The sequence below is a fragment of the Aromatoleum sp. genome, from assembly GCF_032027225.1.
Classification (GTDB): domain Bacteria; phylum Pseudomonadota; class Gammaproteobacteria; order Burkholderiales; family Rhodocyclaceae; genus Aromatoleum.
In genome coordinates, this window is record NZ_JAVSMM010000001.1 from 364,450 (window position 1) to 390,900 (window position 26,451).

At 65.8% G+C, this 26,451-nt stretch carries 21 protein-coding genes and 2 tRNA genes; 9 read left to right on the forward strand and 14 right to left on the reverse strand.

The window, feature by feature from the left end; all coding sequences use genetic code 11:
- Window positions 1-71: 71 nt before the first annotated feature.
- Together ROZ37_RS01790 and ROZ37_RS01795 are read left to right on the forward strand one after the other, a co-directional pair.
- The gene (locus tag ROZ37_RS01790) at window positions 72-647 is read left to right on the forward strand and encodes a Maf family nucleotide pyrophosphatase (RefSeq protein ID WP_312657002.1); all 576 of its coding nucleotides are present in this window, start codon (window positions 72-74) and stop codon (window positions 645-647) included.
- The gene (locus tag ROZ37_RS01795; RefSeq protein ID WP_312657003.1) at window positions 644-1,363 is read left to right on the forward strand and encodes an SAM-dependent methyltransferase; all 720 of its coding nucleotides are present in this window, start codon (window positions 644-646) and stop codon (window positions 1,361-1,363) included. The genes ROZ37_RS01790 and ROZ37_RS01795 overlap by 4 nt, the downstream gene beginning before the upstream one ends.
- Window positions 1,364-1,390: 27 nt before the next feature.
- Here the strand turns inward: ROZ37_RS01795 and ROZ37_RS01800 are convergent, their stop codons facing one another.
- Genes ROZ37_RS01800 through ROZ37_RS01815 form a run of 4 tightly spaced genes read right to left on the reverse strand, consistent with a single transcriptional unit; the run spans window position 1,391 to window position 4,277 of the window.
- Window positions 1,391-2,341, reverse strand: a complete 951-nt coding sequence (locus tag ROZ37_RS01800) for a S49 family peptidase (RefSeq protein WP_312657005.1) — start codon at window positions 2,339-2,341, stop codon at window positions 1,391-1,393.
- Window positions 2,334-2,630, reverse strand: a complete 297-nt coding sequence (locus ROZ37_RS01805; RefSeq protein ID WP_312657007.1) for a Rieske 2Fe-2S domain-containing protein — start codon at window positions 2,628-2,630, stop codon at window positions 2,334-2,336. The genes ROZ37_RS01800 and ROZ37_RS01805 overlap by 8 nt, the downstream gene beginning before the upstream one ends.
- 38 nt (window positions 2,631-2,668) lie before the next feature.
- Window positions 2,669-3,325 (reverse strand): HAD-IA family hydrolase, encoded by a 657-nt coding sequence (locus tag ROZ37_RS01810; RefSeq protein ID WP_312657009.1) that lies wholly within the window; start codon window positions 3,323-3,325, stop codon window positions 2,669-2,671.
- Window positions 3,318-4,277 (reverse strand): RluA family pseudouridine synthase, encoded by a 960-nt coding sequence (locus ROZ37_RS01815; RefSeq protein WP_312657486.1) that lies wholly within the window; start codon window positions 4,275-4,277, stop codon window positions 3,318-3,320. Before ROZ37_RS01815 ends, ROZ37_RS01810 begins: the two co-directional genes overlap by 8 nt.
- Before the next feature lie 377 nt (window positions 4,278-4,654).
- Between ROZ37_RS01815 and ROZ37_RS01820 the strand changes: the two genes are divergently transcribed.
- Window positions 4,655-7,627, forward strand: a complete 2,973-nt coding sequence (locus ROZ37_RS01820) for an Rne/Rng family ribonuclease (RefSeq protein ID WP_312657011.1) — start codon at window positions 4,655-4,657, stop codon at window positions 7,625-7,627.
- A gap of 119 nt (window positions 7,628-7,746) precedes the next feature.
- Here ROZ37_RS01820 and ROZ37_RS01825 read toward each other — a convergent pair whose 3' ends face one another.
- Window positions 7,747-8,214: a low molecular weight protein-tyrosine-phosphatase gene (locus tag ROZ37_RS01825; RefSeq protein WP_312657013.1), complete on the reverse strand. Its 468-nt coding sequence runs from the start codon at window positions 8,212-8,214 to the stop codon at window positions 7,747-7,749.
- 10 nt (window positions 8,215-8,224) lie between these two features.
- Window positions 8,225-10,285 carry an excinuclease ABC subunit UvrB gene (uvrB, locus tag ROZ37_RS01830; protein WP_312657015.1) on the reverse strand — a complete coding sequence of 687 codons (2,061 nt, stop codon included), beginning with the start codon at window positions 10,283-10,285 and terminating at the stop codon, window positions 8,225-8,227.
- Window positions 10,286-10,459: 174 nt separating this feature from the next.
- Between uvrB and ROZ37_RS01835 the strand changes: the two genes are divergently transcribed.
- From ROZ37_RS01835 to ROZ37_RS01845, 3 genes are all read left to right on the forward strand, one after another.
- Entirely contained in the window at window positions 10,460-11,668 is a 1,209-nt protein-coding gene (locus ROZ37_RS01835; protein ID WP_312657017.1) for an amino acid aminotransferase, read from the forward strand.
- Window positions 11,669-11,728: 60 nt separating this feature from the next.
- A tRNA-Asn gene (locus ROZ37_RS01840) sits at window positions 11,729-11,804 on the forward strand.
- A gap of 38 nt (window positions 11,805-11,842) precedes the next feature.
- Window positions 11,843-11,918 (forward strand) — tRNA-Asn (locus ROZ37_RS01845).
- A 160-nt stretch (window positions 11,919-12,078) separates the two neighbouring features.
- On the opposite strand, the gene ROZ37_RS01850 is transcribed toward ROZ37_RS01845, so the two are convergent.
- Both ROZ37_RS01850 and ROZ37_RS01855 read right to left on the reverse strand, forming a co-directional pair.
- The gene (locus ROZ37_RS01850; protein WP_312657019.1) at window positions 12,079-14,496 is read right to left on the reverse strand and encodes an AAA family ATPase; all 2,418 of its coding nucleotides are present in this window, start codon (window positions 14,494-14,496) and stop codon (window positions 12,079-12,081) included.
- A 90-nt stretch (window positions 14,497-14,586) separates the two neighbouring features.
- Window positions 14,587-14,874, reverse strand: coding sequence for a hypothetical protein (locus ROZ37_RS01855; protein WP_312657021.1), 288 nt, complete (start codon window positions 14,872-14,874; stop codon window positions 14,587-14,589).
- A gap of 276 nt (window positions 14,875-15,150) precedes the next feature.
- Between ROZ37_RS01855 and moaA the strand changes: the two genes are divergently transcribed.
- Complete coding sequence (moaA, locus tag ROZ37_RS01860; protein ID WP_312657022.1) at window positions 15,151-16,230, forward strand: GTP 3',8-cyclase MoaA; 1,080 nt, start codon at window positions 15,151-15,153, stop codon at window positions 16,228-16,230.
- A gap of 36 nt (window positions 16,231-16,266) precedes the next feature.
- On the opposite strand, the gene ROZ37_RS01865 is transcribed toward moaA, so the two are convergent.
- The 3 genes from ROZ37_RS01865 to ROZ37_RS01875 all read right to left on the reverse strand — a co-directional run bounded on the left by ROZ37_RS01865 (window position 16,267) and on the right by ROZ37_RS01875 (window position 21,242).
- Window positions 16,267-17,466, reverse strand: coding sequence for a DNA recombination protein RmuC (locus ROZ37_RS01865; RefSeq protein WP_312657024.1), 1,200 nt, complete (start codon window positions 17,464-17,466; stop codon window positions 16,267-16,269).
- Window positions 17,467-17,544: 78 nt separating this feature from the next.
- On the reverse strand, window positions 17,545-20,040 hold the full coding sequence (locus ROZ37_RS01870; RefSeq protein ID WP_312657025.1) for an FtsX-like permease family protein: 2,496 nt from the start codon (window positions 20,038-20,040) through the stop codon (window positions 17,545-17,547).
- A gap of 29 nt (window positions 20,041-20,069) precedes the next feature.
- Complete coding sequence (locus tag ROZ37_RS01875) at window positions 20,070-21,242, reverse strand: M20 aminoacylase family protein (protein WP_312657027.1); 1,173 nt, start codon at window positions 21,240-21,242, stop codon at window positions 20,070-20,072.
- A 216-nt stretch (window positions 21,243-21,458) separates the two neighbouring features.
- On the opposite strand from ROZ37_RS01875, the gene ROZ37_RS01880 reads away from it, so the two are divergent.
- Together ROZ37_RS01880 and ROZ37_RS01885 are read left to right on the forward strand one after the other, a co-directional pair.
- A complete protein-coding gene (locus tag ROZ37_RS01880) occupies window positions 21,459-22,361 on the forward strand; it encodes a histone deacetylase (protein WP_312657029.1) in 903 nt (300 codons plus the stop codon).
- Entirely contained in the window at window positions 22,358-23,209 is an 852-nt protein-coding gene (locus ROZ37_RS01885) for a DUF429 domain-containing protein (RefSeq protein ID WP_312657031.1), read from the forward strand. Before ROZ37_RS01880 ends, ROZ37_RS01885 begins: the two co-directional genes overlap by 4 nt.
- 65 nt (window positions 23,210-23,274) lie before the next feature.
- On the opposite strand, the gene gdhA is transcribed toward ROZ37_RS01885, so the two are convergent.
- The 3 genes from gdhA to ROZ37_RS01900 all read right to left on the reverse strand — a co-directional run bounded on the left by gdhA (window position 23,275) and on the right by ROZ37_RS01900 (window position 26,439).
- A complete protein-coding gene (gene gdhA / locus ROZ37_RS01890) occupies window positions 23,275-24,618 on the reverse strand; it encodes an NADP-specific glutamate dehydrogenase (RefSeq protein WP_312657033.1) in 1,344 nt (447 codons plus the stop codon).
- Between the two features lie 376 nt (window positions 24,619-24,994).
- Window positions 24,995-25,663: an ankyrin repeat domain-containing protein gene (locus ROZ37_RS01895; RefSeq protein ID WP_312657035.1), complete on the reverse strand. Its 669-nt coding sequence runs from the start codon at window positions 25,661-25,663 to the stop codon at window positions 24,995-24,997.
- Window positions 25,660-26,439: a TatD family hydrolase gene (locus ROZ37_RS01900; protein ID WP_312657037.1), complete on the reverse strand. Its 780-nt coding sequence runs from the start codon at window positions 26,437-26,439 to the stop codon at window positions 25,660-25,662. The genes ROZ37_RS01895 and ROZ37_RS01900 overlap by 4 nt, the downstream gene beginning before the upstream one ends.
- Window positions 26,440-26,451: the final 12 nt, after the last annotated feature.

Sequence of the window (26,451 nt, forward strand, 5' to 3'; positions counted from 1 at the left end):
GTCAAAACCCATTCCCACTCCGGGTTCCTTGCGCCGACACGCACATCTTCGACCCTCCCGGACCGACGCCGATGAAAATCATCCTTGCTTCAACCTCCGCCTATCGCCGCATGCTGCTCGAACGCCTGCAACTCCCGTTCGAGGTCGCCCGTCCCGAGGTCGATGAGACCCCGCTGCCCGATGAGCTGCCGCCGACCACTGCGGAGCGGCTCGCGGTGGAGAAAGCGCGTGCAGTGGGAGCGGGCTTGCGCGACGCGCTCGTAATCGGGAGCGATCAGGTCGCGCACATCGGCAGCGAAACCTTCGGCAAGCCCGGCACGGTGGAACGCGCGATCGACCAGTTGCGACGAATGAGCGGGAAGACGGTGATGTTTCACACCGCGCTGGCGGTACTGAATACCCGAAGCGGGGAGATTCGAACCGAAGCCGCGCCGACCCGCGTGCAGTTCCGCGTCCTTTCGGACGACGAGATCGTGCGTTACGTCGAAAAGGAGCGTCCGCTCGACTGCGCCGGCAGCGCGAAGTCCGAGGCACTCGGGATAACGCTGCTCGATTCGCTATCCGGGGACGATCCGACCGCCCTCGTCGGCTTGCCGTTGATTGCGCTGTCGCGGATGCTTCGCGCCGAAGGCGTCGTTCTTCCGTGAGAGCCGCCCACGGAACCCTGTTTCTCGTCCCGGTCAGCCTTGGCGATACGCCGTGGACGCGATTTCTCCCGACCGAGGCCAGAAGCCTCTCGGCCGACATCCGCCATTTCATCGTCGAAAACGCCAAAACGGCGCGCGCCGAGCTCAAACGCATCGAGCATCCGTGCCGGTTGCGCGAGCTCGACATTCGCGTCCTGCCCGAACGCGCTACCGACGCCGAACTTACCGCACTGCTCGAACCTGCTCTCGCGGGTCACGACTTGGGCCTCATGTCGGAGGCAGGCTGCCCCGCGGTCGCGGACCCGGGGGCAGCGCTCGTCGCACGCGCACATGCACTGGATATCCCGGTTCGTCCGCTCGTCGGGCCGTCGTCGATTCTCCTCGCGCTGATGGCCTCCGGCCTGAATGGGCAGAGCTTCGCGTTCAACGGCTATCTGCCGGTCGCAGACGCCGAGCGCGATTCGCGCGTCCGCCAACTCGAGGACGAGTCGCGCAGGCAGCGGCGAACGCAGATTTTCATCGAAACGCCATACCGGAACGAGCGCCTTTACGACGCGTTGCTCGCCACCTGCCAGCCCGCGACGCGGCTGTGCGTGGCGCGGGACCTGACGACCGACGAGGAATGGATCCAGTCCCGCACGGTGGCCGAGTGGCGCCGATCGGCTCGACCGGAGCTCGCGCGGCGCCCCGCGCTATTCCTGATTCTCGCGCGCTGACTCCCGCGCGCCCCCAGCCGACACCGCTCAGCGCAGATTGAACCGGCCGAGCGCTCCCATCATGTTCTCTGCGACGTCGGCGCCAAAGCGCTGAGCGAAGCGCTCGGCGAAATTCCGCTTGTGCGTGAAGTCCCGCACCTCCTCCGCCTGGAACACGGTTCGCGCGACCGAGTCCACGGTGCCGAAGCCGTCCGCGAGACCCAACTCGACGCTGCGCGCGCCGGTCCATACCAGCCCCGAGAACATCTCCGGCACTTCCTTCAGCCGGTCGCCGCGGCCCTTTCGCACGACCTCGATGAACTGCTTGTGGATGTCGTCGAGCAGGCCGCGCGCGTGGGAGAGGTGATCCGGGCGTTGCGGCGAGAACGGATCGAGGAAGCCTTTGCTCTCGCCCGCCGACAACAGGCGCCGCTCGACCCCGAGCTTGTCCATCGTCCCGACAAACCCGAAACTGTCCATCAGCACCCCGATCGACCCGACCAGGCTCGCCTTGTCGACATAGATGCTGTCGGCCGCCACCGCGACGTAGTAGCCGCCCGACGCACAGACGTCCTCGACGACGGCAACGACCTTCAGGTCGGGCCGCGTGCTTCGCAGCCGTGCGACCTCATCGTTGATCATTCCCGCCTGCACCGGACTGCCGCCCGGACTGTTGACCCGCAGCACGACCCCGCGCACCGCCGCGTCGGCAAACGCGTCCTGCAGCGACGCGATCACCTGTTCCGCGCTCGACTCGCCGCCCGAATCGATCACGCCCTGGATCGACACCAGCGCCGTGTATCCCTTGCCGTCGGCCAGCGGGTCTGCGCTCTCGCCCCAGCCCCCGAGCAGATAGATGATCCCGGTGAGGTAGGCAAATCCGAGCAGCTTGAAGAAGATTCCCCAACGCCGGCGGCGCCTCTGCTCGGCGAGCCCTTCGGATGCCAGCCGTTCCAGCACCTTCCGCTCCCAGTCGCCTTCGCGCTTCTCGCTATCCATTTTCCTGTTCCGAAACGTAAATATTGCCGTCGCGTTCGATCACGCCGACGGGAGTCAGGCTCCGTCCCTTGCACGGACCCATGACGCACCGCCCGGTATCCGGCTCGTAGTGCGCCCCGTGCATCGAGCAGACGAGATAAAGTCCGCGGGCATCGAAAAAGCGGCCGTCCTGCCAATCGAGCTCGATCGGAACGTGCGCGCATCGGTTGAAGAACGCCCTCACCGTACCGGCGTAGCGCACGGCGAAGGCCGGCATCGGGCCGCCTGGCAAATCGAGGTCGAAGCGCACGCCGTCGCCGCCGTCCGCGAGCTGCGACGACGCACAGATCAAGCGTTCGCGCGCAACCACGCTGCCAATTCTCCGGGCGTCTCCATCACCGCCAGCGGCGACTCCTGCTCGAGGTTCGATCGCCGGTGCGCCCCGAACGCGACCCCGAGCCCGCGCACGCCGGCGTTGCGGGCCATCTGCAGGTCGTGCGTGGTATCGCCGACCATCAGCGTGCGCTCACGATGGACGCCGAGCTCATCCATGATTTCCTCGAGCATCGCCGGATGCGGCTTGGAAAAGCATTGATCCGCACAGCGCGTCGCATGAAAGAAATCCCCTAGCTTGCTGTGCTCGAGGGCGCGCTTGAGTCCGGGGCTGCTTTTTCCAGTCGCCACCGCGAGCAGGCGTCCCGCGCCCGACAGCTCGGCAACCATCTCGAACGCCCCGGGAAACAACGTCAGCTCGCGGTCTTTCGCGAGGTAATGATGCCGATAGCGCTCGGCCATCCGCGGGTAATCGGCGACCGCCAGTTCCGGAACCGCGTAATGGAGCGCGTCCGACAGGCCGAGGCCGATGACGTGCCGCGCCCTTTCCTCCGACGGCTCCGGCAGGTTCAGGTCACGGCAAGCGCCGAGAATCGCGGCGACGATCGCCGCCGCGGAATCCATGAGCGTGCCGTCCCAATCGAAGACGATGAGTTCGTATCGGTCAGCCATTTTTCTGCGGTTCGGTCCGGTCGAGATGATCGAGAAACGCACGGAGTTCGTCGGGGAGTTCGGACTGCAACGCGATCGGGTCGCCGGTCAATGGATGGACGAAGCCGAGTTGCGCCGCGTGCAGGAACATCCGCTTCAGCCCTTCGGCTTCGAGCGCCTTGTTCAGCGCGAAATCCCCATACTTGTCATCCCCGCACAAGGGAAACCCGACATGTGCGAGATGCACGCGGATCTGATGGGTGCGCCCGGTCATCAGTTCGACCTCGAGCAGACTGAATCGCGACCAGCGGCGCACGAGGTGCACGATGCTGTGAGACGCCTTCCCCTCGCTGCTGACCCGCACCCGCCGCTCGCCGTCCGGTGTCAGATACTTGAATAGCGGCTCCTTGATGTGCTGCAGCGGGTTCGGCCAGCGGCCCGCGACGAGCGTCAGATAGCGTTTTTGCACTCGCCCTTCGCGCATCATGTCGTGAAGCGCGGTGAGCGCCGAGCGTCGCTTCGCGATAATGAGCAGGCCCGAGGTCTCGCGGTCGATCCGGTGAGCGAGTTCGAGCATCCGGGCTTCCGGGCGCTGGCTGCGCAACTGCTCGATCACCCCGTAGCTGACGCCGCTCCCCCCATGCACCGCCTTGCCCGAAGGCTTGTCGACGACGATCAGCGCCTCATCCTCGTAGACCACCGGAAGCGGCTTGCCCGCCGGGGCCGGCCCGCCCGCAACCGGCTCGGCGACCCGGACCGGAGGAATACGGACCTCATCACCCTCCGCAAGGCGATAAGTGGGCCCGACCCGCCCTCCGTTCACACGCACTTCGCCGCTGCGGAGGATGCGATAAACGTGGCTCTTCGGCACGCCCTTGCAGATTCTCAACAGGTAGTTGTCGATGCGCTGCCCCGCAACGGAATCGTCGATCCGTTCGCGCCTTACCGCAATCGCTTTGCCTTGCGCCATCATCCTGAAATATACTTGCGCCCGGTCCCGGTTGCGGTCGGCGCCCCTCGCGCACAGAAGCGGAGACGAGCGGACGACAACGAGCCCAAAAGCGAGCTCCCGGAAGACCAAAAACGTATCGTCGTTGCCGAAAAAGGCACTGATGGTAACGCAATCGACAAACTTCGATCCAATTGATTGAATGTGGATGCGTAGCTCACCCGCAGGATCAAGTGTTCCGGCCGTTCGCGGGAATACATGAAATTCGACCAGCCGTCCCATCAACGCCGATTACCGACCGGAAAAAAGTAGCCCTAACTACCCGCTCCTGATCACGTAGCAAGCGCGATGGTGCGCGCCGTTCGTCCTGCCCGTGGGTTTCGCACGGGAGAACGAAACATATGAAGCGCATGCTTTTCAACGCGACGCAGGCCGAGGAATTGCGCGTCGCGATCGTGGACGGTCAGAAACTGATCGACCTCGACATCGAGTCGGCCGCCAAGGAACAACGCAAGAGCAACATCTACAAGGCGGTCATCACCCGCATCGAGCCGAGTCTGGAAGCGGCGTTCGTCGACTACGGCGCCGAGCGGCACGGATTTCTTCCTTTCAAGGAAATCTCCCGCTCGTACTTCTCCAGCCCTTCGGAAGGCGGCAAGGCCCGTATTCAGGACGTCCTGAAGGAAGGCCAGGAACTCATCGTCCAGGTCGAAAAGGACGAACGCGGCAACAAGGGCGCGGCGCTGACGACCTACGTCTCGCTCGCCGGCCGCTACCTCGTGCTGATGCCGAACAACCCGCGCGGTGGCGGCGTGTCGCGGCGTGTCGAAGGTGACGAGCGCAGCGAGCTGCGTGAAGTCATGGATCAGCTCGACGTGCCGTCCGGCATGAGTCTGATCGCGCGCACTGCCGCCATCGGCCGCAGCGCCGAAGAACTCCAGTGGGACCTGAACTACCTGCTGCAGCTGTGGGGCGCGATCGACGGCGCGGCGCAGTCGCAGTCCGGCGCGTTCCTGATCTACCAGGAAGGCAGCCTCGTGATCCGCGCGATCCGGGACTATTTCCAGCCCGACATCGGCGAGATCCTGATCGACACGGACGACGTGTTTGAACAGGCGCGGCAGTTCATGGCCCACGTGATGCCGTCCAACGTCAACCGGGTCAAGCGCTACAGCGACGACGTGCCGCTGTTCTCGCGCTTCCAGATCGAGCACCAGATCGAGTCCGCGTACTCGCGGCAGGTCGGCCTGCCGAGCGGCGGCGCGGTCGTCATCGACCATACCGAAGCGCTGGTGTCGATCGACGTGAACTCGGGCCGCTCGACGCGCGGCGCCGATATCGAGGAAACCGCGTTCCGCACGAACCTCGAAGCAGCCGAGGAAATTGCGCGCCAGTTGCGCCTGCGCGACCTCGGCGGCCTGATCGTCATCGACTTCATCGACATGGAGTCGCAGAAGAACCAGCGCGAAGTCGAAAGCGTGCTGCGGGATGCCCTGCGTCACGACCGCGCGCGCGTGCAGACCGGCAAGATCAGCCGCTTCGGCCTGCTCGAGCTGTCGCGCCAGCGTCTGCGCCCGGCGCTCGCCGAGACGAGCTACATCCCCTGCCCGCGCTGCAACGGCACCGGTCATATCCGCAGCACGGAGTCGTCCGCGCTGCACATCCTGCGCATCCTCGAAGAGGAAGCGATGAAGGAGAACACCGGCGCCGTGCATCTGCAGGTGCCGGTGGATGTCGCGACCTTCCTGCTCAACGAGAAGCGGGTCGACATCGCGCACATCGAGGTTCGCCACAAGATCCAGCTGATCATCATCCCGAATCGCCACCTCGAGACTCCGCATCACGAAATCATCCGGCTGCGTCACGACCAGTTGAATCAGGAAGAGACGACGCTCGCGAGCTATCAGATGGTCGGGAAGCCCGCCGAGGTTGACCTCCGCCTGCCGTCGAAGGATGGCGAAAGCCGCCCGGCCCGCGCCGAAGCCGTCGTCAAGGGCATCGCACCCGCGCAGCCCGCGCCGGTCCACGAGCCCGAAGCGACAGTCGTCGCGCCGGCGGCCCAGCCCGGTCTGTTCGAGCGCCTCTTCGGCTGGCTGCGTAGCAGCAAACCGGCACCCGCGCCGCAACCTGCTCCGGAAGCCGCACCGAAACGCGAAAGCCGTCCGCGCACCGAGCGCGGCGACAATCGCCGGAACACCAATCGCAACCGGCGCGACGGTCAGCGCGCTGAACGGGACGAAGGTGCACCGACCCTCCAGCCGCTGCGCTCCGCGGCTCGTCCGGAGCGCGCTGAGCGCCCGGAACGCCCCGAGCGCGCGGAACGCCTTGAGCGCCCCGAAGCGGCCGAACGCGAGAAGCAGCCCCGGCAGGAACGGGCCGACAACGGCGGTCGTACTCGACAGGCACGCGCCCCGCGCAATCAGCCGAAGCCTGCAGAAGCAATCGAGAACGTGGCGGAGGCGCAGCCGATCGAGGCGGTCGTCGCAGTCCCGGCCGGTGCCGTCGAGACTCCGGTAGTCACCGGGGGCGAGGAAGGCGCTCCCGAGAAGCGCCGTCGTCGCAGCCGCGGCCGTCGCGACCGTCGTGGCGGTGAGGAGCAGGTCCAAGCCGCGACCCTGTCGGGCGACGAGACGCCGCTCGCAGAGACGGCGGCAGCCGAGGCCATCGAAGCGCCGCGCGAAGCCGTCGCCGCCGAAATCGTGCCCCCCGCAGCCCCGCTCGAAGCCGTTGCGACAACCGAAGCGGCGCCGCTTCCGGTCGTTGCCGGAGCCGCCGAAGCGGCCGTGGTCGAGGCCGAAGAAGCGCCGTTGCCCGTGATCGCGCAGCACGAGGAGTCCCCGGCGCCGATCCTTGCGCCGGCATCTTCTTCAGTTGGTCAGCCGGAACTCGCGGTGAGCGAAAACGGCGAGCCGATCGTGTCTGCGGACAACGTGGCGGCGCAATCGCCTGAATCCATGGCAGCGGACGAAGCGGGGCCGGTTGCATCGGAGGCCGCCGAAGCGGAAGCCGAAGCTTCCACCGCGGTAACCGCGGCGGTTGCGGAGCCGGAAGTGCGATCGGCCGCAGCGGTCACGGTGGTCGAGAACGAAACCGCCCTGCCCACCGCAGACGCCGTCGTCGCTGAGCAAACGGAACCGGCCGCGGTGACCGTGGGTGCGAGCACGGTCGAGCCGGCAGCATTGTTGCCTTCCGCGCCGATCGAGTTGGGCGAGACGCTCGCCGAAAGCGGGCTCGTGATGATCGAAACGAGCCGCGAGAAGGTGCAAGCGTTTCCGCTCGCCGCGGACGCGCCGGTGCAACCGCTCGGGCGACGTCGGCGGCCCGCCCCGGTCATCGTCGATGAACCGCTGCAGCAGGTAGAGACGCACAAGTAACAACGTACCGCCAACGGCAAAAAGGGGCGTCCTTCCGGACCGCCCCTTTTTTTGTTCGTCGCGCCGCCGTATGGCCACGACTGTCCCGCGCCGCATATCGAACGGCGCGAGGCGCGAAGTCAGCGTCCGATCAACTCCTCGAGCAATCCCTGCACGCCGTCTTCGCAGTAATCCAGCACGGCTTCGAATCCCTTGTCGCCGCCGAAATACGGGTCGGGCACATCTTCGCGGCGATGTTTCCGCGCGTAGTGCATGAACATCTGCAGCTTCGGCCGATACACCTCCGGACACGCGCGGCGCATGATTTCGAGGTGCTCGGAATCCATCGCAAGCAGCAGGTCGAACTCCTGGAAGTCAATCGCCTCGAGTTTCCGCGCGCGCAGCGTCGATAGGACGTAACCCCTTTTCAAGGCGGCCTTCTGCGCCCGCGGGTCGGGCGGCTCTCCCACGTGGCCTCCGTGCGTGCCGGCCGAATCGACGGTCAACACCGCTCCGAGCCCCGCCTTGTCGATCGCGTGTCGCGCGACCGCCTCCGCGGTCGGCGAACGGCAGATGTTTCCCGTGCAGACGAACAGGATCTTCGTCAATCTCCCCTCCCTAAGTCGAGCCATGCTGGTCGGCGCCGAAAGCCCGCTGCCGCAGCCTGAAGAGTTCGTCCCGCGCCGCCGCGGCCTTCTCGAACTCCAGGTTGCGCGCATGCTCCTGCATTTCCTTTTCGAGCTTCTTGATCGACTTCGCCAGCGCCTTCTCGTCCATCGAGAAATACTCGGCCGACCGCTCCGCGACGGCGGCGACGCGGCGCTCGTCACCCCCGCCGCCGTACACGCCGTCGATGATGTCCTTGATCCGCTTCGACACCGTTCTCGGCACGATCCCGTTCGCTTCATTGAACGCAATCTGCTTTTCCCGGCGCCGTTCGGTCTCGTCGATCGCCGTACGCATCGAACGCGTGATCAGGTCGCCGTACAGGATCGCTCGGCCGTGAACGTGACGCGCGGCACGTCCGATCGTCTGGATCAGCGAACGCTCCGAACGCAGGAAACCCTCCTTGTCGGCGTCGAGGATTGCAACGAGCGAGACCTCGGGAATATCGAGACCCTCGCGCAACAGGTTGATGCCGACAAGGACGTCGAACTCGCCGAGACGCAGGTCGCGAATGATCTCGACGCGCTCGACGGTGTCGATGTCCGAATGCAGGTAGCGCACGCGGATGCCGTTGTCCGCGAGGTAGTCCGTCAGATCCTCGGCCATGCGCTTCGTCAGCGTCGTCACGAGCACGCGCTCGCCCGCGGCGATCCGGCGTTTCGCTTCCGACAGCAGGTCATCGACCTGCGTCGTCGCCGGCCGGACTTCGACCGCGGGGTCGATCAGCCCGGTCGGTCGAACGACCTGTTCGACCACTTGCCCCTGATGCTCGGCCTCATAGGCAGCCGGCGTTGCCGAAACGAACACCGTCTGCGGCATCAGGCGCTCGAATTCCTCGAACTTCAACGGGCGATTATCGAGCGCGGACGGCAGGCGAAAGCCGTAGCCGACGAGGTTCTCCTTGCGCGACCGGTCGCCCTTGAACATGCCGCCGACCTGCGGAATCGATACGTGCGACTCGTCGACGAACATCAGCGCGTCGCGCGGCAGGTAGTCGATCAGCGTCGGCGGCGGCTCGCCGGGGCCGCGGCCCGAGAGGTGGCGCGAGTAGTTTTCGATGCCCTTGCAAAACCCCATCTCGTTGAGCATTTCGAGGTCGAAGCGCGTCCGCTGCTCGATCCGCTGTGCCTCGACGAGCTTTCCCGACGTCTGAAAAAAGGAGGCGCGGTCACGCAGTTCGTCCTTGATCGCCTCGATCGCCTTCAACACCGTTGCGCGCGGCGTCACGTAGTGGCTCGAGGGATAGACGGTGAAGCGGACGAGTTTCTGCTTCAGATGACCCGTCAGCGGATCGAACAGCGTCAGGTGCTCGACTTCGTCGTCGAACAGCTCGATGCGAACCGCAAGTTCCGCGTTCTCCGCCGGGAACACGTCGATGACGTCGCCCCGTACCCTGAACGTGCCGCGGCGGAAATCAATATCGGAGCGCGTGTATTGCATCGCGACGAGCCGCTGCACGAGGTCGCGATGACCGATGCGCTCGCCTTCGCGCAGATGCAGGATCATCGCGTGGTAATCGACCGGGTCGCCGATGCCGTAGATGCAGGAGACGGTCGCAACGATGACGACGTCGCGGCGCTCCATCAGGCTCTTCGTCGCCGACAGCCGCATCTGCTCGATGTGCTCGTTGATGCTCGAATCCTTCTCGATGAAGAGATCGCGCGACGGCACATAGGCTTCCGGCTGGTAGTAGTCGTAGTACGAGACGAAATACTCGACGGCGTTCTGCGGAAAGAACTCGCGAAACTCGGCATAAAGCTGCGCGGCCAGCGTCTTGTTCGGAGCGAGCACGAGCGCCGGTCTTCCGCAGCGGGCGATGACGTTCGCCATCGTGTAGGTCTTGCCCGACCCCGTGACGCCGAGCAGCGTCTGATACATCAGCCCGTCGGCGATCCCTTCGGTGAGTTGCGCGATCGCACCGGGCTGGTCGCCCGCGGGCGCGAACGGCTGATGAAGGCGGAATGGACTGCCTTCGAAAGTGATCACCGGAACACTGTCGGTTGAACTCGTCATGCTAAACTTTCCGGCTGTTTCAGGCGCCTGCCGGACAATCGCACAGACAACGGGCGAATGCGGCAGGACGCTCATTATTTCGCAAAACGCGGCTCAAGGCACGGCAGCTGGCACCCGAACCTCGAAGCGATGTTCCGGACCGGGCCGCGCACCCCGCCCAAACTGGAGTTGTCCATGCCCGCTTCGATCTTCGCCGCCGTCGATATGGCGCCCCGTGACCCGATTCTCGGCCTGAACGAGGCCTTTAACGCCGACGCGCGAACCGAAAAGGTCAACCTCGGCGTCGGCGTCTACTACGACGACAACGGCAAGATCCCGCTGCTCGCCGCTGTCCGCGCCGCCGAAAAGGCCCGGCTCGAAGCGATGCCGCCGCGCGGCTATCAGCCGATCGAAGGAGCGCCCGCCTACAACAACGCAGTGCAGAACCTGCTGTTCGGCAAGGATTCGGCGCTGATCGCGAACGGCCAGGTCGTCACCGTGCAGGCTCTCGGCGGGACCGGCGCGCTCAAAGTCGGCGGCGACTACCTGAAGCGCCTGAACCCGGGCGCGACCGTCTATATCTCCGACCCGAGTTGGGAAAATCACCGCGCGATCTTCGAATCGGCTGGCTTCCCGGTCGACGTCTACCCGTATTACGAGCCCGCCACCCGCGGCGTGAACTTTGCCGGAATGAAGGCAAAGCTCGAAAGCCTCGCCGCCGGCTCGATCGTCCTGCTCCACGCCTGCTGCCACAACCCGACCGGTGCGGACCTGACCGAAGCGCAGTGGGGAGAGGTCGTCGAAGCCTGCCGTGCACGCAACCTCGTGCCCTTCCTCGACATGGCCTATCAGGGCTTTGCCGAAGGCATCGAGCCGGACGCGATTGCGGTGCGCCGCTTCAGCGCCAGCGGTCTCCAGTTCTTCGTCTCGAGCTCGTTCTCGAAGTCGTTCTCGCTCTACGGCGAGCGCGTCGGCGCGCTGTCGATCGTGACCGCAGGCAAGGATGAAAGCGTCCGCGTGCTGTCGCAGGTCAAGCGCGTGATCCGGACCAACTACTCGAACCCGCCGACGCACGGCGGCGCAGTCGTCGCTGCCGCGTTGAATTCGCCGGAATTGCGTCAGATGTGGGAAGACGAACTCGCGGGCATGCGCGACCGCATCCGCGCGATGCGCGTCGGGCTCGTCGACAGCCTGAAGGCTGCGGGCGTCGCCCAGGACTTCTCGTTCGTCATCCAGCAGCGCGGGATGTTCTCGTACACCGGCCTGTCTGCCGCGCAGGTCGAGCAACTGCGCAGCGAATTCGGCATCTATGCCGTTTCGACCGGCCGCATCTGCCTCGCAGCGCTGAACTCGCGCAATATCGGCTATGTCGCGAAAGCGATCGCATCGGTCGTGAAAGGCTGAGAATTACCTTAAGCAAATATTGACGAACAACCGCGCGGTGCCTATACTGCGCGGCTCAATTCCCCGATAGCTCAGTCGGTAGAGCAACGGACTGTTAATCCGTGTGTCCCTGGTTCGAGCCCAGGTCGGGGAGCCAATTTCGGCTCGGTGAGGCATTCGCCGGGCATGTACCGATCCCCGATAGCTCAGTCGGTAGAGCAACGGACTGTTAATCCGTGTGTCCCTGGTTCGAGCCCAGGTCGGGGAGCCAAATCGCACCTCAGCGTGAATTCAGATTCGATTCACGCACTTCAAGGCCAGTCATTCGCCACGGCAAAAACCGTGTCGTTTCTGGCCTTTTTCGCGTTCACGCCGCACCCACGGAACGCGCTCGGCGGCCGAGCGCGTAGCCGAACGGAAACCGCAGTCGATCAATGATCCGGCCGGTGGCGATGTCGGCGGCTGTCGTGCCCGTCGTTGAACGCGTGCTGTGCAGCCGTCATCGTCGCGAGCGCGGCGGCGACGCGCTGATTGATCGTGTCTTTCGGTATCACGCCCTTCGCATCGGGCTTGCCTGCCGGCAGGCCGGTCAGGACGGTCATCGCGTCATCGACGGTTTCAACGGCGTGGATGTGGAAACGCCCGCAGCGTGCGGCCTCGACGACGTCGGGGCGCAGCATCAGGTGCCGGACGCTTGCCGCGGGAATCACGACGCCTTGCGAGCCGGTAAGACCGCGCACCGCGCAAAGGTCGAAGAAACCCTCGATCTTTTCATTCACGCCGCCGACGACCTGGGCCTCACCGAACTGGTTCACCGAACCGGTCACCGCGAACGACTGCCGGATCGGCACCTGTGCGAGGGCCGATAGCAGCGCGCAAATCTCCGCGAGCGAAGCCGAGTCGCCCTCGACCGGTGCATACGACTGCTCGAACACGAGGCTCGCGGAAAGCGACAGCGGCGTGTGTCGCGCATAGCGCGAGGCGAGAAAGGCGGAAAGGATCAGGACGCCTTTCGAATGGATCGCACCGCCCAGTTCGATCTCGCGCTCGATGTCGACGACGTCACCCTCGCCCAAGCGCACCGTGGCAGTAATACGCACCGGATGCCCGAACTGCTCGCCGGCGATATCGACGACCACCAGCCCGTTGATCTGACCGCAACGCTCGCCCGCGCTGGAAATCAGCGTCGTGCCGTCGACCATCGACTCCAGGACTTTCTCCGAATAGCGCGCGTAACGACGCACGCGGGCAGCGATCGCCCGGTCGACGTGGTCGCATACGATCACCGACGCATCCTCCTGGCGCGCGTGGTAATCAGCCTCGCGCATCAGATCAGCGAGCAGGCGCGTGCGCAGCGAGAGGCGCCCGGCGTCCTCCGCAAGACGCGCGCCATGCTCGACGAGGCGGGCGACGCCGCTACGATCGAACGGCAGCAGGCCCGCACCGCGCGCGAGCGTCGCGAGCAGGCGGACGTAGTAGCCGACGTTTTCGCCGGTGCGCGGCAGATCGTCGTCGAAATCGGCCGCGACCTTGAACAACTCCGGGAAGTCCGGGTCGTTGTCCGTGAGCAGGTAGAAAATCTCGCGATCCCCGATCAGCACCACCTTCAAGTCGCACGGCACCGGCTCCGGCTCCAGGGTCGCGATGTTCGTCCAGCCCTGCGCCTCGGCGGGCGGCTCGATCCGGATCTCGCGTGCGCGCAATGCACGCTTGAGTCCCTCCCACGCGAAAGGCTGCGTCAGCAGGCGCTCCACATCGACGACGAGATAGCCGCCGCTCGCCCGGTGCAGCGCGCCGGCGCGGATCAGGTTGAAGTGCGTCACGAGCGTGCCCATCTGCGCGATGTGCTCGATACGGCCGATCAGATTGCCGAAAGTCGGGTTGTCTTCGCCGACGACCGGTGCGCCGCGCGTAGTCGAATGATCGACCAACACCTTGACCTGGTACCGGTGAAAACGCTTCCTGGGCCCCTCGTCCGCCTCCTCCTCGTCCTCAGCCGGCGCGCCCCACTCCCCACCGCTTTCGAGCAGTTCCCGCGTTATCGCGTCGAAGAACGCGAGGACGGGAGCGAGATCCGCGTAACGTGCGTGCAGGCCGCGCATCAGGTGCGACACCGCCGGCGCGAGCGCGTCCCGCTCGGCGCGCTTGACCGCTTCATGCAGTTCGGTCCGCCAACCGGGGAAGCGCTCCAGCAGCTCGGTGAGGCGGTCGCTCCACTCGCCGACCCGGGCCTCGATCTGCTCGCGCTCGACCGGCGGCAACGCCTCGAAATCCTCCGGCGACATCGTGCCGTCGCCCTGTTTCGGTGCGAACACGAAGCCCTCGGGGGTTCGTAACAGGGAAATGCCCTCGTCCGCGCACGCCTGTCCCAATTCCCGCAGCGCATCCTCTTCACGGGCCTTGTGTCCCTCCTGCAACGCGTCGATCCGCGCGCTGTGGGTTTCACTTTCGAGCGCCGACTCGATCGCCGGGCCGAGATCCCGGATGAACGCCTGCATGTCGGCACGCAGTGCAGCGCCGCGCCCTGCCGGCAAACTCAGCAGCCGCGGCCGCAGCGGCTCGTCGAAGTTGTGCAGATAGCACAGATCGGGCGGAATTTCGCCCTGTGCGGCGAGCTCGCGAATCAGACGGAAGACACCGGCGTGGCGGCCGGTGCCGGGTTCGCCGAGAACGAACACGTGGTAACCGGGCTGGCGCATCGCGAGGCCGAAGCGCAGCGCCTCCTCGGCACGCGCCTGCCCGAGACCGCCGGGCAGATCGAGCAGATCCGCCGTCGTGTCGAATGCAAAATCGTCCGGTTCGCAACCGGTCCGCAGACGCTCGGCCGGAAGGGAAGACAGATCGGCCATGTTGTTATTCTCCTGCCGAAAAGAAAACGAGGGCTCCCTCGCGAGAGCCCCCGTCATAATCGCCCTGTAATCGCGGGCGCCGCAAGCCTGCTAGCGGAAGCCGCGGCGCTGACCCACGTCGTGCCCCCAGCGGTGGTCGTGGTGGCCGATTTCGTGCTCGAACTGCGGGAACCGGCGGTCGTGCTCCATCAGGAGCGACATGATCGTCCCCGCATACTCCTTGGGAAAGCCCTGTCGCGTTCCTCCACGGGTATCGGTCATCAGCAGGAAGATGAACTTCCGGCACTCGGGACTGCCCCACAACAAATCGATCTTGCGCAGGTGAGGAAAACGCTCGTACAGCTTTTCGGTAGGTGTTTCGGTCACTCTTCCCGTCATCGGGACAACTCCATCGGGCGCTTTTCCCGCCCTTTCATAACTATTACTTTCGTCTTATATCCAACTACTCCGCCCGTCGCCATCCGCAGAACCCGCGAGCCGTGACACAATGCGCACGAACACCTTGAATTCGCATCTGCCCCGGCCTGAAGGTCCCCCCGACGCTTGCGGACACGGGATTAGGGATCAACTCTTTTCCGCGTGCCTTGCGCCAGAGCAAGGAAAGCGCGATCCTCGAGCAGGACAATTCTCCTGCCCCATTCTGCGAAGCCGCCCATGAAGATCATCCCGATCCAGTCCAGCTTCTCGAATCCCATGCCCGAAAGCGTCCTGGATGACACGCAGACGGCAGGCGAGCTACGAGACAGGCTCGGCCGAGCCGTGCATGATCTGCGCATATCCGTTACGGATCGCTGCAACTTCCGCTGCGTCTATTGCATGCCGCGCTCCGTGTTCGGCAGCGACTACGCTTTCCTTCCCCGCAAGGAATTGCTCTCGTTCGAGGAGATCGTGCGCGTCGCGCGCCGCTTCGCCGAACGGGGCGTGCGCAAAATCCGCATCACCGGTGGCGAGCCGCTGCTGCGCAAGCACGTCGAGAACCTGATCGAACAGCTCGCGCAGATCCCGGGCGTCGAACTGACACTTACGACCAACGGCGTATTGTTGCCGAAGATGGCCCGCACGCTGAAGGAGGCCGGGTTGAACCGCGTCACGGTCAGCCTCGATGCGATCGACGACGCCACTTTCCGCCTGATGAACGACGCCGACTTCCCGGTCGCGTCGGTCCTCGAGGGCATCGACGCCGCAAAGGCCGCCGGGCTCGGGCCGATCAAGGTCAATATGGTGGTCAAGCGGGGCGTGAATGATCAGGGCGTCGTCGACATGGCGCGTCATTTCCGCGGCAGCGGGCACATCCTCCGCTTCATCGAATTCATGGATGTCGGCAGCTCGAATGGCTGGAAGATGGATTCGGTCGTGCCTTCACGCGAGATCATAGAGCGCGTCGGCGCGATCTTCCCGCTCGAGCAGATCGATCCGAACTACACCGGCGAAGTGGCCGAGCGCTGGCGCTATCGCGACGGCTCCGGCGAGATCGGCGTTATCTCGTCGGTCACGCAGGCCTTCTGCTCGACCTGCTCGCGGATCCGCCTGTCCACCGAAGGCAAGCTCTACACCTGTCTGTTCGCGCAAGGCGGCCACGACCTGCGCAGCCTGCTGCGAGCCGGCGCTTCCGACGTCGAACTCGACCGTGTGATCGCCGCGGTGTGGAAGGGTCGGGAGGACCGCTATTCGGAGATCCGCACTGCGAACACGGCGGGCCTGCGAAAGATCGAAATGTCGTATATCGGCGGTTGAGGCAAGACACCGGCTGGCCGCAGGGCCACCGCTTCGTCAACGCGCGACACCCAAGCGCCCGCGCGGGATCTCGGGATCCTCGTCCAGCGGTCCGTCAAGTTCATCGAGCTGCGCGGCTTCGATCTTCTGGAAGTGCGCGCTGATCTTGCGCGAGCTGACATGCACGTCCTGCACATCCTTGTTCGCCTGCTCGATGTGCCGGGCGAGCGCGTTCATCCGCTCGTCGAAGCGGGCGAAATCCTTCGCGAGCTTGCCGAGCGCATCCTTGATGACATGGATCTGCTTGCGCGTTTCGACATCCTTCAGCACTGCCCGCGCAGTGTTCAGCACCGCCATCAGCGTCGTCGGCGAAACGATCCACACGCGCCGGCTCTGCGCGTAGGCGACGACCTCGGGATGAAACGCGTGAATCTCGGCGAACACCGCTTCGGCCGGCACGAACATCACCGCGCCGTCTGAGGTGACGTCGGGAATGATGTATTTCGACGCGATCGCGTCGACGTGGCGCTTCAGATCCGTGCGGAACGCAGCCTGCGCCAGCTTGCGGTCGACCTCCGCGATATCGTCGCCGCACATCCGGTGGTAGTTCTCGAGGGGGAACTTCGAATCGACACCGACGAGCCCGGTCGGCTCGGGCAGGCGCAGCATGCAGTCGACGCGCGCGTTGTTCGGCAGCGTGTATTGGAATTCATAGGCTTCGGACGGCAGCATGTTGCGCACCAGCGCCTCGAGCTGGATCTCGCCGAAGGCGCCACGCGCGCGCTTGTCGCCGAGCAATTGCTGCAGGCTCACGACGTTCGTGGTCAGGCCGTCGATTTTCTTCTGCGCCTCGTCGATCGTTGCGAGCCGTGCCATCACGTTCGCGAAGGTCTCGTTGGTCTTGCGGAAACCCTCGTCGAGCCGTTCGTTGACGTGGCCCGACAGGGTCTCGAGCCGGCGGTCCATGCTTCGAGTCATCGCCTCGATGCTCGTCGCGAGTTGGCCGGAAGCGCTCGCGAGTCCGCGCTGCAGCAGCTCACGATCCGCGCGCGCGTGCTCCGACAAGCGATCCGCCTGGCGCGCGAGACCGTCGTGCAGGTCGCCGAGCATCGCGCGGTGCTGGACGGCGAGCGCGTCGCCGACTTCGCCGACGAGAATTTCGGGCAGGTCCTGTTCGAGCCGGCGGATCCGCAGCGCGAGCCAGACGACGATCAGGATCAAGCCGCCGACCAGGCCGGGCAAAACGTATTCAGGCATGCGTGAAGGACTCCGCGAACGAGCAGGCAAGGGTGGCGGGCGCTGCCGCAGGAATCGAAGCGGCGCGAGCGACTCGCCTCATCCGAGCGCCCGCAGGCTTGCGAGCGGCGGGCGTGCGAGCAGTTTTCGCGTTCCGAGCCAGCCGCCGGCAACGACGCCGGCGGCGCCCGCGAGCGTCGCGAACAGCAATGGCCACACCGCCGGCACGTACGCGATCTTGAAGACGTAATGTGCGAGACCCCAGCCGATTGCACTCGCGCCGACGCCCGCCAACGCGCCGGCGACACCGCCAAGGACGACGAACTCGGCCAGCAACGCCTGGCGAACCTGCCGATTGCGGGCGCCGAGCGTGCGCAGCATCGCCAGCTCATATTCCCGCTCGTCGTGTGTGGATTGCAGCGCGGCGTAGAGCACGACGAAACCGGCGAGCACCGCGAAGCCGAACACGAACTGGACAATCAGGATCAGTTTGTCGGTCATCGAGCGCACTTGCTCGATCACGGCCGCAACGTCGATGACCGACAGGTTCGGGAAGCGATTCACGAGCTCGGCGGTGAACGCGTGATTCTCCGGCGGAAGTCGAAAGCTCGTGATCAGGCTCGCCGGGTCGTCGTCGAGCATTCCCGGCGCCGCGATGAAGAAGAAGTTCACGCGCATCGAATCCCATTCGAGCTCGCGCACGCTCGTGATCGGTGCTTCGACGAGCCGTCCGGCCACGTTGAAGCGCACGCGGTCGCCGATTTTCAGCGCGAAGGTCTCGGCGAGCCCCTTTTCGACCGAGAACTCCGCGCTCGGCCCGTCGCCGTGCCATTTGCCTTCGGTCACACGGTTGCCGTCCGGCAACCGGCTGCCGTAACTCAGGTTGAACTCGCGTTCCGCAAGCCGCTTCGTGCGCGCATCGACGTAGTCGTCCGGTTCCACCGCCTTGTCGTTGATCGCGACCAGGCGTCCGCGAATCATCGGCAGGATGTCGGGGGCCCCGAGGCCGTGTTCCGTGAAGAACGCCGCAAGCGGCCCATTCTGGTCCGGCTGGATGTTGATGATGAAGCGGTTCGGCGCGTCGGCAGGAGTCATGCCGCGCCAATTGTCGAGCAGATCCCCGCGGATCAGCGTCAGCAGCAGCAGCGCGGCGATGCCGAGGCCGAGGGCTGTCGCCTGGATCACGCTGCCCTTCATGCGCCTCGCGAGCGACGCGAGACCGTAGCGCCATCCGCCTCCGCGCAGTGCTCCGCGCCCTTTCGTGCTCGCCGCCGCGCGCAGGATCCACCACGCCCCGAGCGCGAATACCGCGAGCGCCGCCGCGAAGCCACCCGCAATCATCAATCCGAGCTTGAGGTCGCCGGCGATCCAGAAAATGATCGCAAGCAACGCCGCAGCACCCGCGGCCCACGCCGCGCCGCTCACCGACTCGACCCCGCCGACCTCCCTGCGCAACACGCGTACCGTAGACACCTTGCCGAGCCGCAACAATTGCGGCAGCACGAAACCGACGAGCAGGACCATGCCGACGGCAATCCCGTGCGCGAGCGGCAGTAGCGATGGCGTCGGGAGCTCCGCCGCAACAACCTCGACGAGGACGACCGCGAGGCCGAACTGCACCGCCCAGCCGATTGCGCTGCCGAGGGCGGCGGCGATCAGGCCGAACAGCACGAATTCGCCGACGATGATCGTCAGCACCTGGGCTTGCGCCGCACCGAGGCAGCGCATCACCGCGCAGGCGTCGAGATGTCGCTGCATGAAACGGCGCGCGGACAGCCCGACGGCGACGGCGGCGAGGATCACCGCGAGGAGCGCCGCGAGCCGCAGGAAGCGTTGTGCCTGGTCGAGCGACGCGCGCACTTCGGGCCGCGCGCTCTCGATGGTCTCGATCGACTGGCCGCGGCCGAGCTGGTCCCGGGACCAGCGTTCGTAGCCGTCGATGGCCGTGGGTTCGCCCGCGAGGTGCAGTCTCCACGTCGCGCGGCTGCCGACGGACAGCAGCCCGGTTGCGGGCAGGTCGGCAGCATTGAAGATCGCGCGCGGCAACAGGCTGAAGAAGTTCGCACCGCGATCCGATTCGAAGCTGACCATCGCGCCGACGCGGAATTCGAGCTCCCCGAGCCCCACCGTGGCGCCGACCCCGACACCCAATTGCGCGAGGAGCCGCTCGTCGAGCCACACTTCGCCTCGCTCGGGCACCCGGCCCGCGGTCGTATCCGCCTGATTGGGACCCGGCGCGATCCGCACGCTTCCGCGCAACGGATATCCCGGCTGCACGGCCTTGACCCCGGCGAGCTGCGCGCCGTCTTCGGTGCTGACCATGCTCGTGAACAGCACGGTTTCGACGACCTGCAGCCCACGGCGCCGCGCCTCATCGACAAACCGGGCATCCCAGGGTTGATCGCCGCGAAGCAGGAGGTCGCCGCCAAGGAGCTGGTTGGCCTCGCGGTCGAGTCCGCGCCCGACGCGGTCGGCGAGAAACCCGACGCTCGTCAGGCTCGCGATCGCGATCACGATCGCGAGCCCGAGCAGGTGGAGTTCGCCCGCGCGCAGGTCGCGCAACATCATTCGAAAGGCAAGTCGGAGCGCTTTCATGTAATCCCGAGGACGTGCGCAACCGGGCATCAGCGCGCCGGAGCCAGAATCCGGCGCACCAGCTCGACCCAGTACGCGACTCCGGTCGTGATGATTTCGTCGTTGAAATCGTAGGTCGGATTGTGCAAGGTGCATCCGCCCTCGCCCGCTCCGTTGCCGATCCACACGTAGCTGCCGGGCTTGCGCTGCAGGAAATACGCGAAATCCTCGGCGCCCATGCTCGGCCGCGCGTTCGTCGTGACCCGGTCGGCGCCGACGAGCGCGCCGGCGACCTCGGCGGACAACGCGGCTTCCGCAGGCGTGTTCACCGTCGGCGGATAGCCGCGACGGTACTCGACCGCAATCTCGACGCCGAACGCCGCCGCAATGCCGCCGGCGACGCGCCGCAGTGCCGCCTCGATCTGATCCTGCACCGTCTCGCTGAACGCACGCACGGTGCCGCACAGCGCCGCGCGGTCGGGGATCGCGTTGTACGCCTCGCCGGCATGGAACTGCGTCACGGAAACGACCGCCGAGTCGGTCGGATCGATCGTCCGACTGACGATGGTCTGGATCGCCTGGACGAGGGCCGCGCCGGCGGTGACCGGGTCGGCCCCCAGATGCGGCATCGCCGCGTGCGCGCCGTGCCCGGTGATCGTGATGTCGAAACGGTCGGCGCTCGCCATGACCGGCCCGGGATGGACGACGAAGTGCCCCGGCGCGAGACCCGGCCAGTTGTGCATGCCGAACACCGACTCCATCGGAAAACGCTCGAACAGCCCGTCGTCGATCATCGCCAGTCCGCCGCCCTCGCCTTCTTCGGCGGGCTGGAAGATCAGATAGACCGTGCCGTCGAAGTCCCGCTGCGCCGCCAAGGCTTCGGCCGCGCCGAGCAGCATCGTGGTGTGCCCGTCATGACCGCAGGCGTGCATGCAGCCCGGATGGACCGAGCGATGCGCAAAATCATTGCGCTCCTGGATCGGCAGCGCATCGATGTCCGAGCGCAGGCCGATCGCGCGCAACCCGCGCCCGGCCCGGACAACGCCGACGACCCCGGTCTTGCCGACGCCGCGATGCACCTCGATGCCGAGCGATTCGAGATGGGTCGCGATCAGGTCGGCGGTGCGATGTTCGGCGAACGCGAGTTCGGGATGCGCGTGAAGGTCGCGGCGGATCTCGGTGAGTTTGGCAAGCTGTGGCCGGAAGGATTCGATGACGCTCATGGCTGGACCCTTATCGATTGGGTTTTAGTATGGGCTTCTGCTGGGATACATCGAGTGTACTGATCCTGGCAGCGGCCGTCGAACGCGATTCGCCGTCGAGGACGGGGCAGCTCCGCTCCGGCGCGCTGCCGCGGCTCTTGCGCTTCGATTCGGCTAGACTTGCCGCCCGCTCCTCCCACGTCACCCCGCCCCGCGCGGGCCTCATCCGGAGTCCGCGTGAAGCTCTTCTACGCCGACCACTTCGTGCTGCCCTTGCCGCAAGGCCACCGCTTTCCGATGGAAAAATACTCGCGGCTGCGCGAACGGCTCGCGGCGTCCGGCCGCTTCGGCCCCGGCGACTTCGTGGTCCCCGACGCGGCGAGCGACGATGAAATCCTGCACGCTCACGACGACGCCTATCTCCGGCGAGTCGTCGCCGGCACGCTCGACGCGGCCGAACAGCGGCGCATCGGCTTTCCGTGGTCGGCGCAGATGGTCGAACGCTCGCGGCGGTCGGCCGGCGCAACCCTCGCTGCGTGCCGGGCCGCATTGATCGAAGGCTGCGCGGCGAACCTCGCGGGTGGCACACACCATGCGCACCGCGACTTCGGCTCCGGGTTTTGCGTCTTCAACGATGCAGCGGTCGCCGCCCTGACGATGCGCGCGGAAGCCCGGGTGCGGCGCGTCGCGATCATCGACTGCGACGTCCATCAGGGAGATGGCACCGCAGCGATCCTCGCCGGCGAGCCCGACGTCTTCACGTTCAGCATCCACGGCGCAAAGAATTTCCCGTTCCGCAAGGCGCAGTCGGATCTCGACATCGAACTCCCCGACGCGACGGCCGATGAAAGCTATCTCGACGCACTGCGGCGCGGACTCGATGCCGTGTTCGAGCACATCTCGCCCGAGCTCGTGATCTATCTCGCCGGGGCCGACCCGTACCATGACGACCGTCTCGGTCGGCTCGCGCTGTCGATCGACGGACTCGGCGCGCGCGACGCGCTGGTACTCGCCGAATGCGCGGTGCGACAGATACCGGTCGCGGTCGCCATGGCGGGCGGCTACGCGCGTCAGATCGACGACACGGTGACGATCCATACCAACACGGTGCTCGCCGCATCCCGGCTGGCGGCCCGATGAGGCCCGTCACCCTGTACGGCGTCGACTTCACGTCCGCGCCGCGGGTGCGCAAGCCGATCACCGTCGCCGCGGGGCGCGACGACGGAAAGTCGATCCGGCTCAACACGCTCGAAGTCTTGCCGGACTGGCTCGCGTTCGAAACGTTTCTCGACCGGCCCGGACCGTGGCTCGGCGGCTTCGACTTTCCGTTCGGCTTGCCCCGCGAAGCGGTCGTCGATCTCGCCTGGCCGATGACCTGGCGCTCGCTTGTCGAGCACTGCGCGTCGCTCGGCCGGCAGGCGTTCCGCGAACAGCTCGATGCCTACCGTGCGACGCGTCCCACCGGCAAGCGCTACGCGCATCGCGCGGCGGACGCGCCGGCGCGGTCGCATAGCCCGTTGAAGCTCGTGAATCCGCCCGTCGGACTGATGTTTCTCGAAGGGACCCCGCGACTGATGCGTGCGGGGGTGAGCCTGCCGGGATTGCACGACGCGGATCCTTCCCGTGTCGCGCTGGAAGCCTATCCGGGCCTTCTCGCCCGCGCGATCACGCGGGCACCTTACAAGACCGACGAACGGGCGAAGCAGACGATCGCGCGACAGGGCGCACGTGAAACGATCGTCGCTGCGTTGGAGAGCGGTGCGCATCCGCTCGGACTCGCGCTGTCGCTCGAAAGTGGCCAGCGCGCCGCGCTGATCGAGGATGCGTCCGGCGACCTCCTCGACGCGACGCTTGCGCTGGTCCAGTCGGCGTGGTGCCTGAGGGCGGGACCGCCGGATTTCGGCTTGCCGCGAGAAATCGATCCGCTCGAAGGCTGGATCGCGACCGTGGCGGGGCCGACCGGATATCGGAATCCGTCGGGCAGCTGAACGACACGGCCGACGAACGAGGGGCGGGCCGAGAAGCCGCGCCCTTCGTCGCGAGGTCGCTGCGCTTAGATGACGCCCTGCGCGAGCATCGCTTCCGCAACCTTCACGAAGCCTGCAACGTTCGCGCCGTTGGAATAATTCACCTTGCCATCGGCCTTCGTGCCGTACTCGAGGCACATGCGGTGGATGCCCTGCATGATTTCCAGCAGGCGCGCATCGACTTCCTCGCGCGTCCACGACAGGCGCATCGCGTTCTGGCTCATCTCGAGGCCCGACGTCGCGACGCCGCCGGCATTGCTCGCCTTGCCCGGGGCGTACAGGACGCCGTTCTTCTCGAACACGCGCACGGCCGCAGCGGTGGAAGGCATGTTCGCGCCTTCGGCGACGCATTTCACGCCGTTGCGGACGAGCACCGCTGCGTCGTCGCCGTCGAGCTCGTTCTGCGTCGCACACGGGAAGGCGATGTCGACCGGCACGTGCCACGGGCGCTTGCCGGCTTCGAAGCGCAGACCGAGCCGCTCGGCGTAATCGCTGACGCGTCCGTAATGGACGTTCTTCACGTCCATCAGCACCGCGAGCTTCTCCGGCGTGAATCCGGCTTCGTCGATGACCGTGCCGCTCGAATCCGACGCGGTCATGACCTTCGCGCCGAGCGCCATGGCCTTTTCGATGCCGTACTGCGCAACGTTGCCCGAACCCGAAATCGAGACCCGCATGCCGGCCATCGTCTTGCCGGTGTGGCGCAGCATCTCTTCGGCGAAATACACCATGCCGTAGCCGGTTGCCTCGGGGCGGATCAGCGAGCCGCCGAAGCTCAGGCCCTTGCCGGTGAACACACAGCTCGCCTTGTTCGACAGCTTTTTCATCATCCCGGCCATGTAGCCGACTTCACGGCCGCCGACGCCGATGTCGCCCGCCGGCACGTCGGTGTCCGACCCGATGTGGCGAAACAGTTCGGTGATGAACGCCTGGCAGAAGCGCATGACTTCGCCGGGGCTGCGGCCCTTCGGGTCGAAATCGGAACCGCCCTTGCCGCCGCCCATCGGCAGCGTCGTCAGTGCGTTCTTGAACGTCTGCTCGAACGCGAGGAACTTCAGGACCGACAGATTCACCGACGGGTGGAAGCGCAGGCCGCCCTTGAACGGGCCGATCGCCGAACTGTGCTGGATGCGGTAGCCGCGGTTGACCTGCACGTCGCCGCGATCATCGATCCACGACACGCGAAACTGGATCAGGCGCTCCGGCTCGACGAGGCGATCGAGCAGCCCGTGCTCCGCGTAGCGCGGATTTTCGGAAATGAAAGGCCACAGGCTTTCCATCACCTCGGCGACCGCCTGGATGAACTCGGGCTGGCCGGGATTGCGTTGTTCGACGTGAGACAGGAATTCTTCGAGGGACTGGTAGCGCATCGATATGGCCTTTCATCAGGAAATTACCGGAAGCCCGAAAAACGGGCCGCCCGGGATTTTCCTCGAATTGCGCTCTCAGCGCACGGGTTTTGTGCGCCAAACAAGCCCTCCCGGTGCAATTTCGAGCCAACCGATGCAGACGCCCACCTTTCCGATGATTTTTCGGTGCCTGCCGATGGGTCATGCACCACTTTGGACCACTTTACGCACTTCTTTGGGGCATGCAAGACGCAAAAAACGCGCAGAACAGTGGCAAACGGAGATGCGGAAGGGGTCGCGGCACGCCCCCCGATTCATGACGATATGCTTCGTCCGCGGGACCAGACCCGGCCCCGGCGCGAACCGGTCCGGGTGCTGGCCGGGCGAGTCTTGAGCCCTATTCGACCTCGATCCGCAGCGACTTCGGCTTACTGCCACGTCGCGCACGCTCGGCGCGGATCAACTCGGCAATGTCGGTATTCGAGTTCGTCATCGCCCAGCTTTCGGCGGTGAAGCCGGCATCGTTCTTCTGCTCGATATTCACGTCCGTCTTCAGCAATCGGCGGACGACGTCGAGGTGGCCGTTGCGCGCCGCGACCATCAACGCGTTCGATTTGTTCGGCGACAAGGCATCGACTTCCGCGCCGCGGGCGAGCAGGCGCTCGACGATATCGAGATGGCCTTCGAACGCCGCGTAGATCAGCGGCGTCCAGCCGTCGTTATTGACCGGCGCGCCGGCAGCCAGGAGCTGATCGACGATGTCCGCGTGCCCCTTCAGCGCAGCCAGCATCAGCGCGGAATCGCCCGTGGCGTTACGTTGTGCGATCTTCGGACGGAACTTCAGGATCGCCGCGACCGTTTCTCCGCTGCCTTCGCGCGCGGCGAGCATCAGCAGCGTGTTGCCCTGGTCGTCGACGGTGTTCGGATCGACGCCGCGGTTGAGCAGTTGCACAAGTTGCGCAGTGTCCCCGCGACGCGCCGCGCTCAACGAGTCTTCGTAGCTGTTTGCGAGCACAGCGCTGCTGAACGCCAGCGCGGCGAGTAAGGCGGCAATCAATCGGATCACGGTCGGCTTTCCTTTGCGTGGCGGAACAGGCGGAAGAAATTTTCGGTCGTCGCCGCCTCGATGCGCTCGAGCGGCTCGCTGCGCAGCCGGGCGATCTCCTCGGCGACGTGAATCACCCAACCGGGTTCGTTGGTCCTGCCGCGATGCGGCACCGGCGCGAGATACGGGGAGTCGGTCTCGATCAGCAGCCGGTCGAGCGGAACATATTGGGCGACGGCCTTGAGGTCGGTCGCGTTGCGGAACGTGACGATGCCCGAGAACGAGATATAAAAGCCGAGGTCGAGCGCCGCCTCGGCCACTTCGCGCGTCTCGGTGAAGCAATGCATCACCCCGCCGGCCTCCGTCGCGTCCTCTTCGCGCATCAGGCGCAGGGTGTCCGCCGCCGCCGCACGGGTGTGGATGATCAATGGCTTGCCGCAGGCGCGCGCGGCGCGAATGTGCGTGCGAAAGCGTTCCCGCTGCCATTCGGGTGCGCCTTTCTGCCAGTAGTAGTCGAGCCCCGTTTCGCCGATCGCGACGACCTTCGGGTGGTCGGCGAGCGCGACGAGCCTTGCGACATCGGGCTCCTCGACGTCGTCGCCGTCCGGATGCACGCCGACCGACGCGAACAGATTGGGGTGTCGTTCCGCGAGCGCGAGCACGCGCGGAAACTCTTCGAGCTTCACTGCGACGCACAGCGCATGGCCGACGCGGTTTGCGGCCATCGTCGCGAGCACCTCGTCCTCGCGCTGCGCCAGTTCGGGAAAATCGAGATGACAGTGGGAATCGACGAACATCGGCAACGGCTA

Excerpts from the sequence above, each read along its gene's own strand:
- moaA (WP_312657022.1), top strand. The coding sequence starts at position 15,151 with ATGAAGATCATCCCGATCCAGTCCAGCTTCTCGAATCCCATGCCCGAA.
- ROZ37_RS01870 (WP_312657025.1), bottom strand. The coding sequence starts at position 20,040 with ATGAAAGCGCTCCGACTTGCCTTTCGAATGATGTTGCGCGACCTGCGC.
- gdhA (WP_312657033.1), bottom strand. The coding sequence starts at position 24,618 with ATGCGCTACCAGTCCCTCGAAGAATTCCTGTCTCACGTCGAACAACGC.
- ROZ37_RS01875 (WP_312657027.1), bottom strand. The coding sequence starts at position 21,242 with ATGAGCGTCATCGAATCCTTCCGGCCACAGCTTGCCAAACTCACCGAG.
- ROZ37_RS01835 (WP_312657017.1), top strand. The coding sequence starts at position 10,460 with ATGCCCGCTTCGATCTTCGCCGCCGTCGATATGGCGCCCCGTGACCCG.
- ROZ37_RS01790 (WP_312657002.1), top strand. The coding sequence starts at position 72 with ATGAAAATCATCCTTGCTTCAACCTCCGCCTATCGCCGCATGCTGCTC.
- ROZ37_RS01800 (WP_312657005.1), bottom strand. The coding sequence starts at position 2,341 with ATGGATAGCGAGAAGCGCGAAGGCGACTGGGAGCGGAAGGTGCTGGAA.
- ROZ37_RS01855 (WP_312657021.1), bottom strand. The coding sequence starts at position 14,874 with ATGACGGGAAGAGTGACCGAAACACCTACCGAAAAGCTGTACGAGCGT.
- ROZ37_RS01885 (WP_312657031.1), top strand. The coding sequence starts at position 22,358 with ATGAGGCCCGTCACCCTGTACGGCGTCGACTTCACGTCCGCGCCGCGG.
- uvrB (WP_312657015.1), bottom strand. The coding sequence starts at position 10,285 with ATGACGAGTTCAACCGACAGTGTTCCGGTGATCACTTTCGAAGGCAGT.
- ROZ37_RS01865 (WP_312657024.1), bottom strand. The coding sequence starts at position 17,466 with ATGCCTGAATACGTTTTGCCCGGCCTGGTCGGCGGCTTGATCCTGATC.
- ROZ37_RS01900 (WP_312657037.1), bottom strand. The coding sequence starts at position 26,439 with ATGTTCGTCGATTCCCACTGTCATCTCGATTTTCCCGAACTGGCGCAG.
- ROZ37_RS01815 (WP_312657486.1), bottom strand. The coding sequence starts at position 4,277 with ATGATGGCGCAAGGCAAAGCGATTGCGGTAAGGCGCGAACGGATCGAC.
- ROZ37_RS01820 (WP_312657011.1), top strand. The coding sequence starts at position 4,655 with ATGAAGCGCATGCTTTTCAACGCGACGCAGGCCGAGGAATTGCGCGTC.
- ROZ37_RS01810 (WP_312657009.1), bottom strand. The coding sequence starts at position 3,325 with ATGGCTGACCGATACGAACTCATCGTCTTCGATTGGGACGGCACGCTC.
- ROZ37_RS01850 (WP_312657019.1), bottom strand. The coding sequence starts at position 14,496 with ATGGCCGATCTGTCTTCCCTTCCGGCCGAGCGTCTGCGGACCGGTTGC.